The sequence below is a fragment of the Amycolatopsis sp. NPDC104819 genome (genome assembly GCF_055583145.1).
Window position 1 is genome coordinate 260,369 of the sequence record NZ_JBVJON010000008.1, and the last position, 14,182, is coordinate 274,550.

The 14,182-nt window shown below is 70.9% G+C and carries 10 protein-coding genes and 2 pseudogenes; 8 read left to right on the top strand and 4 right to left on the bottom strand.

Annotated features, from left to right (window positions below; all coding sequences use genetic code 11):
• Nucleotides 1-59 precede the first annotated feature (59 nt).
• The 7 genes and pseudogenes from ACZ63E_RS26385 (at nucleotide 60) to ACZ63E_RS26415 (ending at nucleotide 6,589) form a co-directional block, all read left to right on the top strand.
• Nucleotides 60-1,223, top strand: coding sequence for a serine hydrolase domain-containing protein (locus ACZ63E_RS26385; RefSeq protein ID WP_465338785.1), 1,164 nt, complete (start codon nucleotides 60-62; stop codon nucleotides 1,221-1,223).
• 34 nt (nucleotides 1,224-1,257) lie between these two features.
• Nucleotides 1,258-2,124, top strand: a complete 867-nt coding sequence (locus ACZ63E_RS26390; RefSeq protein ID WP_465338786.1) for a hypothetical protein — start codon at nucleotides 1,258-1,260, stop codon at nucleotides 2,122-2,124.
• A gap of 32 nt (nucleotides 2,125-2,156) precedes the next feature.
• Nucleotides 2,157-2,606: a hypothetical protein gene (locus ACZ63E_RS26395; protein WP_465338787.1), complete on the top strand. Its 450-nt coding sequence runs from the start codon at nucleotides 2,157-2,159 to the stop codon at nucleotides 2,604-2,606.
• Between the two features lie 12 nt (nucleotides 2,607-2,618).
• Nucleotides 2,619-3,272, top strand: a pseudogene (locus ACZ63E_RS26400) (alpha/beta hydrolase-fold protein); the annotation flags it as partial.
• Between the two features lie 57 nt (nucleotides 3,273-3,329).
• Nucleotides 3,330-3,983, top strand: coding sequence for a cutinase family protein (locus tag ACZ63E_RS26405; protein WP_465338788.1), 654 nt, complete (start codon nucleotides 3,330-3,332; stop codon nucleotides 3,981-3,983).
• Between the two features lie 935 nt (nucleotides 3,984-4,918).
• A pseudogene (locus ACZ63E_RS26410) lies at nucleotides 4,919-5,454 on the top strand (SAM-dependent methyltransferase); the annotation flags it as partial.
• 133 nt (nucleotides 5,455-5,587) lie between these two features.
• Nucleotides 5,588-6,589: an acyl-CoA dehydrogenase family protein gene (locus tag ACZ63E_RS26415; RefSeq protein ID WP_465338789.1), complete on the top strand. Its 1,002-nt coding sequence runs from the start codon at nucleotides 5,588-5,590 to the stop codon at nucleotides 6,587-6,589.
• A 170-nt stretch (nucleotides 6,590-6,759) separates the two neighbouring features.
• Here the strand turns inward: ACZ63E_RS26415 and ACZ63E_RS26420 are convergent, their stop codons facing one another.
• Complete coding sequence (locus tag ACZ63E_RS26420; RefSeq protein WP_465338790.1) at nucleotides 6,760-7,173, bottom strand: hypothetical protein; 414 nt, start codon at nucleotides 7,171-7,173, stop codon at nucleotides 6,760-6,762.
• Between the two features lie 259 nt (nucleotides 7,174-7,432).
• Here ACZ63E_RS26420 and ACZ63E_RS26425 point away from each other — a divergent pair, with 259 nt between their 5' ends.
• Nucleotides 7,433-9,229: a ricin-type beta-trefoil lectin domain protein gene (locus tag ACZ63E_RS26425; protein ID WP_465338791.1), complete on the top strand. Its 1,797-nt coding sequence runs from the start codon at nucleotides 7,433-7,435 to the stop codon at nucleotides 9,227-9,229.
• Nucleotides 9,230-9,865: 636 nt separating this feature from the next.
• On the opposite strand, the gene ACZ63E_RS26430 is transcribed toward ACZ63E_RS26425, so the two are convergent.
• From ACZ63E_RS26430 to ACZ63E_RS26440, 3 genes are all read right to left on the bottom strand, one after another.
• The gene (locus ACZ63E_RS26430) at nucleotides 9,866-12,136 is read right to left on the bottom strand and encodes an ATP-binding cassette domain-containing protein (RefSeq protein ID WP_465338792.1); all 2,271 of its coding nucleotides are present in this window, start codon (nucleotides 12,134-12,136) and stop codon (nucleotides 9,866-9,868) included.
• A gap of 49 nt (nucleotides 12,137-12,185) precedes the next feature.
• Nucleotides 12,186-12,776 carry a LysR substrate-binding domain-containing protein gene (locus tag ACZ63E_RS26435; RefSeq protein ID WP_465339096.1) on the bottom strand — a complete coding sequence of 197 codons (591 nt, stop codon included), beginning with the start codon at nucleotides 12,774-12,776 and terminating at the stop codon, nucleotides 12,186-12,188.
• A 188-nt stretch (nucleotides 12,777-12,964) separates the two neighbouring features.
• Nucleotides 12,965-14,146, bottom strand: a complete 1,182-nt coding sequence (locus ACZ63E_RS26440; RefSeq protein ID WP_465338793.1) for a glycosyltransferase family 2 protein — start codon at nucleotides 14,144-14,146, stop codon at nucleotides 12,965-12,967.
• Between the last annotated feature and the right edge of the window lie 36 nt (nucleotides 14,147-14,182).

The following is a 14,182-nucleotide window of genomic DNA, read 5'->3' on the forward strand; positions in this document are numbered from 1 at the left end:
CGTCAACGGCCGGGAAGGACCATCCGGGCCTTCCCGGCCACGGAAAAGGAGGAGCATTCGTGAGCAGGATTTCCGGCCGGTGGCGGGCCGGCGCGGTACTGGCCGTCGCCATCGCCGCGGCACCGGTCGCGCCCGCGTCGGCGACCACGGCCCACGCCGACACCCAGGCCGTGCTGAACGGCTACCAGGCCCACGCCGGACCGGGCGCGGCCGTCTACGCGGGCAATGCGGCGGGATCGTGGCACCTATCCACGGGCAGCGCCACGATCACAGCGCCGGCGCGTCCTATCGGCCCGGACGAGCGCTTCCGCGCCGCCAGCCAGACCAAGACCTTCACCGCGGCCACCATCCTGCAGCTCGTCGACGAGGGCAGAGTCGAGCTCGACGCGCCGATCGAGCGTTACCTGCCCGGCGTGGTCGACGGCAACGGCTACGACGGCACCCGGATCACCGTCCGGCAGCTGCTCCAGCACACCGCGGGCATCGCCGACCCGAACCTGGTCGACTACGCCCGCAACACCGTCGGCCTGCTCCGGCCCGACGGCAGCGTCGCGCTTCGCGACCTGGTCCGGGTCGGGCTCCAGACCGCTCGGCCGGCGTTCCCGCCCGGCACCGGCGTGGTCTACTCCAACCTCGGCTACCTGATCAACGGCCTGCTGATCGAGCAGGTCACCGGCACGTCCGTGGGCGAGGCGATCACCAGCCGGATCATCGACCGGCTCGGCCTGGCCCGGACCAGCTTCCCGCAGCCGGGTGACCGGTCCCTGCCCGCTCCGTACGTCCCCGGGTACCGCGGGGTGCGGGCCGGGCCGTTCTTCTTCTGGACCGAGACCACCTCGGCCCCCTTCGCCGCCGAACCGTCGATCGAAAGCTCGGCCGGCGCGATCGTCTCGACTCAGGCGGACCTGTCGGTGTTCTACCGCGCACTGCTCGACGGCAGGGTCGTCTCCCCGGCCGCCCTGGCCGAGATGCGCCGGACCGTCCAGGTCCCGGTCCACGATCCGGCCTACGTCGGCCTGGGCCTCGGGCTTCAGGCCATCACGCTGTCCTGCGGCGGGGTGGCCTGGTACCACAACGGCCTCGCCGTGTCCGGCTACAGCTCGTGGACCGCGGCGACCGACGACGGCCGCTACGCCTCGATGGTGACCAACGCGTTCGAGGAAACGAACCTCCGGCCCTCACCCGCCGACGTCGTCGACTCCGCGCTCTGCGGCAGCCGGTAACCCGCCGGGCAACCCTTCGAAGGAGATCAGCTGTATGCGCAACCGGACGACCACCCGTGTGCTCACCGCCGCGCTGACGATCACTTTGACCCTCACCGGCGCCGCTGGTGAGGCCGACGCCCGAGCCGCGCCCGGGAAACGCGTCTTCAACTCCCTGCAGATCATCTTCGGGCTGGACCGGCCCGACGACTTCTGCACGATCGGAGCGGTCGGCACCGACCGGTACGCGCGGACCATCGCCATCTCGGCGGGGCACTGCCTGAGTGATCCCACCGGGCAGTACGGCGATCGCGACATCCCGGAGAACGTCCAGCCGGTCTACGACCGCAACGACACCGCGTTCGGCCCCATCGGGTACGTCCGGTACTTCAAGGACCGGAAAGGCTCGATGACCGGCGATCCGGTCAAGGACTACATGATCATCGAGCTGGTCCCGGCGGTGACGCCGTCCGCCCAAGGACCGTACCTGAAGGAGACCGGGGAACTGGAGGTTCCCGGCGGGCCGCCCAGTCCCCACGCGCTGAACCCGCCGCTGGACGACGAACGCCTGCTCGGCGCGGCACTGAACAACACCAACGAGCTGGTGGTGTCGGGCCAGCTCGGCGTCTCCTACGGCCGCGTCACCGCCAACGTCCGTGGCATCTACCAGTCCTGGGCCCAGCACAAGGGTGGCGACTCGGGCGGACCGGCGATCTGGCACGTTCCCGGGACCGCCTATCCCGCCCAGGGCAACGGTTTCCAGGCGGCGGGCCCGTGGGCGGGCATCACCAAGGCCATCGTCCTGGGTGTTCCGCCGTACGTCTACACCAGCTCCGCGAACATCCTCGCCGACCTCCGCGCCCGCGACACCGCTCGTCCCGGTGTCTACGGCGCAGGTTTCCACGTGACCACCAACCCGTGACCACGCCACCGAGAAAGCGAACCGTGAAACGCATGAGAGTCCCCTCGCCCGGCCCGCGAATCCGGGCCCGGCTGGCGGCCGCCGCAACCGGGCTGGCGGCGGCGGTGAGCCTCCTCGGCGGCCCCGCCGCCCACGCCGACCCTGGCGCTCCGCCAACCTTGACCGACGGCTACGGCCTCACCCAGGTCGGCCCGGCCGAAGGCAGCCCGACCAACTTCGTCGTCACCGTGACGACGCCGGAAGTGGCCGGGCCGCACCACATCCGGATCATCGTCCCGAGCAGCTACTACACCGATCTCGGCCGCCGCTTCCCGGTGTTCTACTTCCTGCACGGCGTCGGTGACGACCCGGGTAAGCCGGGGCTGGCCTACCCGGCGCTGCTGGCCACCCAGCAGATGATCACGGTGATCCCGGACGGTGGCTTGCGCGGCTGGTACACCGACTGGGTTCGCCAGGACACCGCCGCCGGCGCTCAGAAGTAGGAAACCTTCCACGTCAACCAGGTGGTGCCGTTCGTCGACGCGAACTTCCGCACCGTCGCGGCCAAGGCCGGGCGAGCCATCGGCGGGCTGTCGATGGGCGGCTTCGGGGCGCTGAACTACGCCGAGAACCACCCTGAATTGTTCAGTCAGGCCGTGTCGCTGTCCGGCGCGCTCGACCTCGGCCTCTACTGGGTCCGCACGGCGATCCGCGGCACTCTGTCCAACACGGGATTCGCCCTGTCGGGCACCTCCGGCTCCGGCGACACCACGGGCGGCAGCACTTTCGGCCCCGCCGTCCCGACCGACTCCGTCTTCGGCCCGCTCAACGAGGCCGGTGACCTGTCCGCGGCCCTCGCGCACAGCCCAGTCGTCAAGGCCGACAGACTCGGCGGCGTCGGCATCTCGCTCTACACCGGCTCGGGTGACGGCAATCTCGCGAACCTCCTGCTCGACGAGCCCGCGTTCGCCGAAGCCGTCACGGAAGCCGCCCAGCGCGGCATGAAAACGGCTCTCGACAGGCTCGGGCACCCCCTCTACGCGGTCGACTACGGCAACGGCCGTGGCTGGGGGCCGAACTGCCAGGGCAAGCACGCCTCCGGGTGCTGGGCGCAGGACCTGGTGGACTACGTGCCGCGCTTGGAGCAGGCCTTCGCCGGTACCACCTGACCACGGAAACAGCCAGGCACGCCACGGGCAGCCCGCGAACGAGAAGGGGAGATCGAAATGAAGAAACGGCGAACACCGGCCCTGCTGGCCGGGCTCACGGTGCTGGCGGGGCTCTCGCTGGTGGGAGCGCCCACCGCGCAGGCGACCGCCTCCTGCGACGGCACCTACACCATCGTCGTCGGCGGGACGGGGAGCCGCTGGTGGAACGACGGCTTCACCGGCAACATCCAGCAGCACGTCGGCTACCCGAGCGACATTCCCGACGGGGCGAGCGCCCGCGCGGGCGTCGACGAGCTGAACCGGCTGGTCCGCGACCAGCGTGGCGCCTGCCCGGACCAGCACGTCAAGGCGATCGGGTACTCGCTGGGCGCCGCGGTGGTGCACACCTGGGTCACCGAGAACTGGCCGACCTTCGGCAACGTGAACGCCGTGCTCGTCGCCGACCCCAAGCGCAAGGCGCCGCCGGGAACCGACGGGGGCAGCGTGCCCTTCGGCGGGATCGTCGGCCCTCCGCTGGCCGGCGCCGACCGGTTCTTCGGGAACGTGCCGGTCAAGTCGATCTGCCACTGGGACTACGTCTGCGACGAGTCCGCGGGCATCTGGACCTACCCACACAACCACCAGGTCAACTACCCCGAGGACTTCAACGCCGACCACCACAACGACGACGCGAACGAGCAGTGGTACAACGGCGCCTGGTACCCCTGGTAGGAACAAACGCGGCCACCGGGACGAGCGCGTCGCAGCCCCGGTGACCGGCTCCCGGCGGCGTCCCGCATCGCGCGCCTGCGGCCCGTTACCGCGGTCGATCTGCGGGAACTCGGCGGAAAGCGATGCCGAACCGCCGGCTCGCATTGCTGTCGAACATCCCCCGCGCGGGTGTTCATGATCTGCACTCCCGTCACGCAACGCTGACGGGCAGGTTTCACCGACGTGCGCGGTTCAAGGAGCCGCGCGCGGGGATCAGCGTCCTCGACGGCTGGGGAGCCCGAGGTCGCCACCAGGGGATGCGGGGTGCCGGGCTCGCGTAGGGGGCGAGCCCGGCACACCGCCCGACTTCCCGCCGACGACTCTTCTCGCCGGCGAAAACCTCGGTACCGCAACCTTTCTCGGACACCTCGCCGACGCGTCGACGGCGTAACAACCGGGAACGGCGGGCCGACATCGGCGTTGCGGCATCCGCCGCGGGACCAGAGACCGGCGGCGGCTTTCCTCCCCCGAGACTGCCGCCGCCTCAGGCGCTTTCCTCGCCCTGTCCACACCAGCTGCACAGCACGTCGCGCGCCGAACGACGCGATCGCGGCTCTTCGCGGAATGGGACCCGGACATCCGGCCGGCAGGTCCCGCTGCGAGCGACTCGCGCCACAACGAAAGGAGAATTTATTACAGATGGCGGCTCATGCGCGATGATGTTGTCGACTACGAGGCCGGCAGGCCAAGCCTGGGCATAAAAGACCAGCGGCCGACGCGGATTCTTGCACCACTCGGTGCCACTGCCGAACCCCGCGTACCGTGTGAGCGCACGCGCTGACGCCGGATCAATCAGGTCTCGCGCGGCAACGCCCGCCTCAGCCACACCGCCCACGGCGGCCACGTCGCAGGAACAGCTGAGCGGGCCGACTGGCTCACCGCACACACATCTGGTCGTGCTCCGGGCCCCGTCCGGCGCCGGCAGGCCCACAATCGCTACCGCGACCCGCGCCCGACTCGGCCGCGGCGTCGCGCTGGTCCAGCAGGACCTACCGCGCCGCGACGTCGCCCCGGACGTCAAGGTCCTCTACGCCGACAACGACCCCGTCGCGGTCGCCCAAAGCCGGCTGCTGCTGCGCGGAGACCCCGCCACCACGGTCATCGACGCCGATCCACGCCGCCCCGAGGCGATTTCGACCAGCCGATCGCCCGGCTGATGATCGCGGTCCTGCACTTCATCCCCGACCGCGACGACCCCGCCGGGATCATCGCCGCCTACCGCGCCGCCCTACCTCCCGGCAGCTACCTCGCCCTGTCGCACTCGACCGACGAGACGTCCCCGCCCGACCTGCGCGAGCAGGTCCCCACCTGCATCGACCTCTACCAGCACAGCGCCAGCCCACTCGCCGCCCGCACCCGGCACGCGCCGGCCCAGTGGCTCGAGGGCCTCGTCCTCGTTCCGCCGGGTATCACGATCGCCGACCAGTGGAACCCCGACGCTCCTGTGCGCTCGGGTCCCGAGCATGATCCGGTCATCGGCGGGCTCGCCCACCTCCCCACCCAGCACCGGCTCCGATACCGGCGGATCGCGCATGGGACGGTGACGCGCCGGGTACCACCACGGCGTGATCACCTGGGAAGAAAGACCCACCTTCGGTCTTCTGGAAGACCTCACCCCGAAACCACTACCGCTGCCGCGATCCACATCGTCCATCGGCGCCGACCTTCGCACCCTGCAAGCCGCCGGCGCGCTCGAGCTTCCCCAGCCCGGAACCGGAGGGCTCGCCGGCCGGTGGGCGGCGCTGGCCGCGCTCGGCCGGATCGACCTGACGCTGGCCCGGCTGGCCGAGGGTCACGCCGACGCCGTCACGATCCTCGGCGAAGCAGGCCGGGCCCCTCAGCCCGGCGCGCTCTACGGCGTCTGGGCGGCGAAGTCCGCCGGCACCGGCGCCATCCTCGAGGACGGCAAACTCAGCGGCACCGTACGGTTCTGCTCCGGGCTGTCACTGCTGGACCGCGCGCTGGTGGCCGCCGGTGACCGGCTCGTCGAGGTCGACCTCACCGACCCCGGCGTGCAGCGCCACCCCGACACCTGGCAGGCCGTCGGGATGGACGCCTCCGACAGCGGCGACGTCGTCTTCGACGGCATCCTCGTCGCCGCCGACGCCCTCATCGGCCCCCCGGACTGGTACCTCGGCCGCCCCGGCTTCGCACTCGGCAGCGCCGGCGTCGCCGCCGTCTGGCTCGGCGGCGCGGCCGCGATCACCGACACGATCGTGGCTCACCTGCGTGACACCGGACGTGCCGACGACCACCAGCTCGCCCACCTCGGCGCGATCCACACCGCGATCCGCACCGCCGAAGCGCTGCTCCTGCAGGCCGCGGGCACCATCGAAACCGCCGCCGACCCCTGGCACGTCGCGTGCACCTGCCGCGCCGCAGTCGAGCACGCGGTACGCGAGGTCCTCGACCACGCGCCCCGGCTGACCGGCGCCGGCCCGCTGTGCCGCGACCGCAGGTTCGCTCAGCGGATAGCCGACCTCGAAGTCTACGTTCGCCAGCACCACGCCGAACGCGACCTCGCCGCATTGGGCCGGCAAGTCCTCGACGCCGCAACAGGCACGTAACAGGTCACGAGGCCAGGCCGCGTTTGCCAGAGCCCGCGTCGCGCGCTGACTGTCACGCTGGGCCGCCCGCCGCCGAGGACGAGTCCTGGCGCATTACCGCCGCGCCCGCCTCCCTCGGCTGACCTCACCCCGGCCGGCGCTCTGGAAAACGTCCGGCAGAGTGAGGCCCCTTACGCGCGCTCCATGGCCGCCCGGATCACCCGCGCGGTCGGATCCGGCGCGCCCGGATCGCACACCCGGTCGGTGAGCAGGAAACCCGGCAACTCCACGTCATGCTCCTCGGTCAGCCGGAAGGTCCCGCCGAGCACATCGGGATCCCAGCCGAGAGCGAGAGCGCGCTCGATCAGGCCACGGACGTCGGCACGCGACGGGTAGGAGCCGTCCGTGTCGGCCGGGGTCCACTCCACGCTGGTGGCGGTCGAGAGCAGGTCAGCCTCCAGGGCGCGGCCGGTCTTCCCGGCGCCCCAGGCGCGCACCCGGACACACCGGTGCAGGTCGACACCGTCACCGGCGACCTGGCCGATCGTGGCCCGCCACGTGTAGGTCCGCTCCCCGACGCGGAGTGTCCGCAACCTCGTTCGCACCCCGCCACCTTAAGGCCCGGAAAAGCCGATGGGGCCACTTGTCACGCCTCACGTGGGGCCACAGCGTTGACAAGCGGGTGGCGTGCGCGCACCATGAGCCCACTCTGATGTTCTTTTATGAGCGCTTAAGGCATTAAAAGCTCAGTTTCAAGCATTCAGTCTGCACAAAGAGCAGCCGCCGTTGCTCGCTCGGCGCCGTGGAGGACACCGGTCCTTCGTGTCGCCGGAGCGGCGCCATCCGGATGTGGAGCACGAGATGATGCGGAACTCACGGGCCTTCGGGCTCGGCTCGGCGGTCGCGCTGCTCACGGTGGCCCTGAGCGCCGGGGCGGCGCCGGCCGCGGTCGCGGATCCGATCGCCGCGAACACCAGCACCGCGATCGGCGTGAAGCCGATGATGGGCTTCAACAACTGGGCCAGGTTCACCTGCGCCGCGCAGGCCCGGCTCGACGGCACCCGCGACGGCTACTCGTTCCAGCAGTTCATGCAGGACCAGGCCAAGGCGATGAAGGACACCGGACTCGTCGCCGCCGGATACACCAACCTGACCGTGGACGACTGCTGGCTGCAGCGCACCGGCGCCGGCTACCTGCACGGAGCGTCCACCTGGGGCGGCAGCTCTCAGCCCGGGTTCGACTTCGAGCTGACGAACTACGCGAACTACGTGCACACACAGGGCATGGACGCCGGCCTGTACAGCACGTCGGGGATCAACACCTGCCAGGGCGTGCCCGGTGGCGTGCAGGGCCACGAACAGGCCGACGCGACCTCGCTGGCGTACTGGGGCATCGACTCCCTCAAGCTCGACAACTGCGGCACCACGTGGAGCAACCGGCGCCAGGAGTTCACCGCCACGGCCACCGCGCTCGGGTCGGCCACCGCGAACAACTCCCGCAAGATCCTCTTCAACGAGTCCGCGCCCGCCGGCGCCGGCCCGGACTCCGCCACCAAGTACGACGCGATGGACTGGGTCCGCGGGCTCGGCCAGATGTGGCGGGTCAGCCCGGACATCGCCGTCTGGCACAACCCGGGCGCCTCCGCCTGGGACTGGCCGCACGGCGCCGACTACTACGAAGGCGGGGTGCTGCAGAACTTCACCGACACCGTCGCACTCGCCCGCTACAACGGCCCGGGCAACCACAATGACGCCGACATGCTCCTGATCGGCGACAACAACCAGCTCACCGCGGCCGAACAACGCAGCCAGTTCGCGCTCTGGTCGGCCATGGGCTCCCCGCTGATGATCAGCACCGACGTCCGGAAACTGGCCGCCGATCCCGCCGCCTACGCCACCCAGCTGAGCATCCTGAAGAACGCTGACATCATCGCTGTCGACCAGGACACCACCGCGGGCGGCTACCTGGCCTCTCGCCAGGGCACTTCCACCACCGCGGGCATCGACGTGGTCGTCAAGCCGCTGGCCGGCGGCGCTCGCGCGGTCGTCGTGCTGAACAAGAACGCCGCGACGACCAGCTACACCCTCGACCTCGCCCGGGCCGGTTTCGGCAACCTCACCTGCTCGCGCACCGCGAAAAACCTGTGGAACCACGCGAGCAGCCAGGTGACCTCCGCTCTCACCGCCACGATCCCGGCCCACGACAACGTCATGTACACGATCGCCCCCGGCACCTGCGGCGCGGCCTTGCCCACCGGTCAGATCCAAGCCGCCCAACCGGGATTCCAGCAGAACGCGTTCTGCCTCGACGCCCGCGGCGGCGCCACCGCGGGAACGACCGTCGGGTTGTACGCCTGCACCGGCAACAACAACCAGCAGTGGCAACGTGGCCCCGCCGGTCAGCTCGCCTCGCTCGCCAACCCCGCGCTCTGCGTGTCCGGCGACACCACCGGCCTCAAACTCGCCGGCTGCACCACGTCCGACACTCGGCAAAGCTGGACCTACAACCGAGCCGGCCAGCTGAAGAGCAACGGCCTCTGCCTGGACATCAACGGCGGCGCCCTCGACCACGCCGACGCACCCGTCACGACCTACGCTTGCGGCACCCACCAACCCAACCAGACCTGGAGTGCGCCCTTCGCCGGCCCACCCGCCGCCTGACCCGCCCGCCTCCCGGCTGAACCTCTGCCGGGTTGTTCGCCCCACGGACTCGACCGGATGCGCCGGGCGATCCACGCTCGGCGCGCTCACCGACGTCACGTTGATCGGCCTGGACCCGCACGGGCCATCGACGACGGAGGGGATCGGGTCGTCGGCGCCGCTCACAACCCGACGACCGCGGACCGGACGGCGAGGGCAGCAGAGGGTCCCCGCCAACCCCGGTTTCCGCGCCGGATACCGACGAGCGGCCACCGCAGCCCTTCCCGTGCTGAACGACGAGACGAGAGTCCGTGCGCCGAGACGCAGAACGCTTCGGCTTCGAGGCTTCGAGGCTTCGAGGCTTCCGAGCGACGGGCTCGTACCGGCCCGCTGAAGCCGGCGGCGGGACTACCTCGCGCCACCCCGTTGCCCGGCCAGGCCTGACACCGCGATATGGGCGTTGTCGATGCTCTCGCGTACCTCGACCGAAGCCCCGACCGCTCGAGCCGGCCACAACCCGGCCGCCTCCACAGTGGCCGCGGTGTCGCCGGCAAACGGACCGTCGACCGAGACCATCGCCGCGTCCGGCTCGCGCAAGTCACGGGCCAGGCCGGCGAGCACCTGATCGATCGCCGTGATCGAGGCTGAGAGGAACGGTCATCGCGACGATCCTTTCCTGGCGGCGAGAGCGGCGCTGAAGTACCGACCGGTCGGCCCGTCGTGCTCGGCGAGGCCTTTGGGTGTTCCCGCGTACAGCACCCGGCCGCCGTTGTCGCCCGCGCCGGGGCCGAGGTCGATCACCCAGTCCGCGGCCGCGACCACGTGCAGCGAATGCTCGACGACCACCAGCGTGCGGCCCTCGTCGACCAGCCGGTCCAGCAGCGTGACCAGCCGCGTCGTGTCGCTCGGGTGCAGCCCCGCAGTCGGTTCGTCGACGAGCAGGTCCTCAGCGCTCGTGTCGAGCCGGCGAGCCAGTTTCAGGCGCTGGCGCTCGCCGCCGGACAGCGTGTCGAGCGTGCGACCGCACGCCAGGTGTCCGAGGCCCAGCTGGTCGAGCAGCGCGGCCAGCCGCGCCACGTCGGGGTGCGGCACGTACCGGGCCAGAGCCGACATCGGCGTCTCCAGAACCTCGAGAACGGTCCGCCCGGACAGCCGCGGGACCAGGGCTTCGGCCCGGAACCCGGTCGCGCCGCAGTCCTCGCACGGGGTCTCGACGTCCTCCAAGAACGCCAGATCGGTCCGCCGGATGCCGGTGCCGCGGCAGTAGGGGCAGCCACCTTGCGAGCGCGGGTTGAACAACTTCGGCGGCTGCCCGCTCGCCTCGGCGAACGCCTGCTGCACCAGGTCCGCCAGCCCCAGCCAGGTGCCGACCGTCGACCGTGCCGTCGCGGTGATCTGGCCCTGGTCGACAACGGTGAACCGGGGGTGCCGGTCGGCCAGCTCGCCCGCGAGCGTCGACTTCCCGGATCCGGCGACGCCGGTGATCACGGTCAGCACGCCGGTCGGGACGTCGACGTCGATGCCGGCGAGCGTGTGCCGGTCCAGCCCGCGCAGCGACAGCCAGCCGGCGGGCTCCCGCGGCGAGTCCTTCAGCTGGACGCCGGTGCGCAGCGCGCGCCCGGTCATCGTGTCCGCGTCGCGCAGTTTCGCCGGCGGGCCGCGAAAGACCACGCGGCCACCGGCCTCCCCCGCGCCCGGACCGAGGTCGATCACGTGGTCCGCGGCCTCCACGACGGCTTCGTGGTGGTCGACCACGAGCACGGTATTGCCGTGGTCGCGCAGTCGCCGCAGGACGTCGACCAGCGACGCGACGTCAGCCGGGTGCAGCCCGTCGGTCGGCTCGTCCAGGACGTAGGTGAGGTCGGTGAGGCTCGACCCGAGGTGTCGCACGAGCTTGAGGCGTTGCGACTCGCCGCCGGACAGCGTCGGCGTGCCGCGGTAGCAGTGCAGGTGCCCGAGCCCGAGGGTGATCATCGAGTTCAGCCTCAGCCGAAGCTGCTCGATGAGCGGCCGGGCCCACGCGTGCTGCACTCCGGCGCAGAACTCGAGCAGCCCGGCTGCGTCCCGGTAGCCGAGATCCACAATGGACACGCCGTCGACGCGGCTTTCGCGCGCGGCCGCGGAGAGCCGGCTGCCGCCGCAGTCCTCGCACGGACGCTGCGCGGTGACCTCGGCGAGCGCGGCGCGCACCGCAGGTCCCGGCTTCGCCTCTCGCTCGACGAGCAGCCGCCGGATCCGCGGGACCATGGATTGGTACTTGGCGCTGCGGGGGAAGCGCGGCAACGGATCCGGTGGCCGCTGAGTGGGCCCGTGCAGGAGGAACTGGACCAGTTCTTCGGGCCACTCTCGCAACGGGAGGTCGTTGTCGAAGAAGCCCGAGTAAACGTAGCGCTTCCAGATCCAGCTGCCGACGGAAAAGCTCGGGAAGACCATGGCGCCGTCGTTGAGCGTGCGCTCGCGGTCGATCATCCGCTCGCCGTCGATGTCGGTCACCGTGCCCAGCCCGGCGCACGCGGGACACATCCCCGACGGGTCGTTGAACGAGTACGCCGGCGAATAGCCCGCCGACGGCTCGCCGAGGCGGGAAAACAGCATCCGCAGCATCGTCCACACCTCGGTCGCGGTGCCGACGGTCGAGCGTGAGTTCGTCCCCAACGGACGCTGGTCGACCACGACCACGGTGGTCAGGCCGCGCAGCGAGCTCGCCTCCGGCTGCGGGTCGTGCGGGAGCTTCGTGCGCACGAACGCCGGCATCGTCGAATACAGCTGGCGCCGCGACTCGGCCGCGAGCGTCGCGAACGCCAGCGACGACTTGCCCGACCCCGACACGCCGGTGACCGCGACCAGCCGGTGCTTCGGGATGTCCACGTCCACGTCGGCCAGGTTGTGGGTGCGCACACCCCGGAGGCTGATCACGTTCGAAGCCATGTTCGGCATCGTAGAGCGCGAACGTGATCCCGGCCGGGCGGTCGCGCCGTCAGCGCCCCATGAGGACCGCCACGAAAGCCTTGACATGCAACGGGAGTACCTCCGACTGGGTGACAAGCTCGATGCTGCGCAACGGCGCCGGGTCGGTGTCGACGATCCGGATTCCCGCCGGTTCCGAGGGCAACGAGAGCTCCGGCACGCACGCCACGGCGAGCCCGTTCGCGACCACCTCCAGCTGGGTCGTGTGGTCGGCGACCGGAAACCCGACCACCAGCTCACCGCCCGCCCGGCGGACCAGCTGGGCCAGCGCGGAATGCGCGTCGGACCCCGGCGGGCAGCACGTCCACGTCTCTCCTGCCAGCTCGGAAAACGGCACCGTTTCCCGGTTCGCGAGCCGGTGTCCGGCAGGCACTACCAACCGGGCGCGTTCGGCGCGGAGACAGGTGATGTCCATCCCGCGCGGCAGCGTCGAGAGAAGGTCGTGCCACGTCTCGGCAAGCACCGCGTCCAGGCCGTCTTCGTGCAGGGCCCGCAGGTGGTCGACCGTTTCACCGTCGCGCAACGACACCCGCACTCCAGGATGGCGGTCGATGAACTCGCGCACCCGAGGAAGCAGGAAACCCCTGATGGCGGAGGATATCGCGCCGACGCGAACAGTTCCCCGAGGCTCTCCGTCCGCGCCGCAAGCTCGCGTTCGGCGTGCTCCCCCACGCGCGCGACTGTGCGGGCGTGTCCGGCCAGCAGATGCCCCGCGTCGGTCAACCGCACACCGCGGCCCTCCCGCTCGACCAGCACGGACCCCACTTCCGCCTCGAGCCGGCGCAGGTGCTAGGCGCTGACACCGCGGCGACCCCAGCGGTCGTCGGTGATGGTGGCCAGGGCCTGGAGGCGGGCCGGGATCAGCAGGGCGACGTGCAGGACTCCGTACAGGGCGAACGTCAGGAACGTCGTCCTCCGGCTCAGCCAGGTGCCGTACGCGCAGTAGCCCAGCGCCACCAGCAGGAGGCCTCCCGCGTACCCGGGGAGGTCGCCGGCTCCCCCGGTCAGGGTGTGGAGGGCGACCAGGAGGGTCGTCAAGCCCAGCAGGGCCGGGGCGAACACCTGCATTACGGCATCGAACACCAGGTACGCGCCGAACCGCGGGAGGCGGCCGGCGATGGCCAGGGTGTCGCGGTAGGTGCAGCGGTTCCAGCGCAGCTGCTGGCGCAGGAACGGGCGGATGCGATCCGGGGCCGTCGTGCGGGCCTTCGCCTCGGGGACGTACGTCGTGCGGCTGCCGCAGCACAGCACCAGGTTCGTCAGGTGGCGGTCCTCGCCGTAAGTGGTGGGGCGGCCGAGGAACGTCTGGTTCAGGTAGTCGTCGAGCACCTTCTCCAGCACCGATCGCCGGTAGGCCGAGAACGGGCCCGAACAGCACAGCACCGCACCGAACGCCGACTGCGCGGCACGTTCCTGGTTGCAGGCGTACCAGTAGCGCAGGTCGATCAGCCGGGTCAGCCACGTGCTGCCGGCGTTGGCCGCGAGCATCTCGCCCATCGCGGCGCCGACCTCCGGGTCGTCGAGGGCGGCCACCATGGTGGTGACGCCGTCGGGGGCGATGGTGGTGTCGGAGTCGATGGCGATCACGATCTCGCCGTGGGAGCCGGTGATCACCTCCGCCTGCGCGAACTTCTTGCCGCGGTTGGTCTCCAGCTTGAGGACGCGGAAGCCGTCCCGGTGCTCGTACTCGGCGTAGACCGGGTCGAGCGCGGCGCGGTTGGGCGACCCGTCGTCGATCACGTGCACCGACAGCGGACCCGGGTAGTCCTGGCGGGACACCGACTCCAGGCAGGCCGCCAGGATTGCCGGATCCTCGTTGTAGCACGGGATGACGACGTCCACGGGCGGGGCCGACGTGCCGCGCGGCCGGGTGCGGCCCCGCCGCCGGGCCCGTTCCGCGAAGACGATCTGGAGGGTCAGGTGGCTCGCGACGGCGAGCAGGTAGATCGCGAAGACGATAGGCAGGACCACGTCCACGAAACCAGTGACAGCAGCGGGCACGGCGAA

What these genes read in the sequence shown, in the direction of transcription:
- ACZ63E_RS26390 (WP_465338786.1), top strand. Translation starts at nt 1,258, where the DNA reads ATGCGCAACCGGACGACCACCCGTGTGCTCACCGCCGCGCTGACGATC.
- ACZ63E_RS26405 (WP_465338788.1), top strand. Translation starts at nt 3,330, where the DNA reads ATGAAGAAACGGCGAACACCGGCCCTGCTGGCCGGGCTCACGGTGCTG.
- ACZ63E_RS26425 (WP_465338791.1), top strand. Translation starts at nt 7,433, where the DNA reads ATGCGGAACTCACGGGCCTTCGGGCTCGGCTCGGCGGTCGCGCTGCTC.
- ACZ63E_RS26395 (WP_465338787.1), top strand. Translation starts at nt 2,157, where the DNA reads ATGAGAGTCCCCTCGCCCGGCCCGCGAATCCGGGCCCGGCTGGCGGCC.
- ACZ63E_RS26430 (WP_465338792.1), bottom strand. Translation starts at nt 12,136, where the DNA reads ATGGCTTCGAACGTGATCAGCCTCCGGGGTGTGCGCACCCACAACCTG.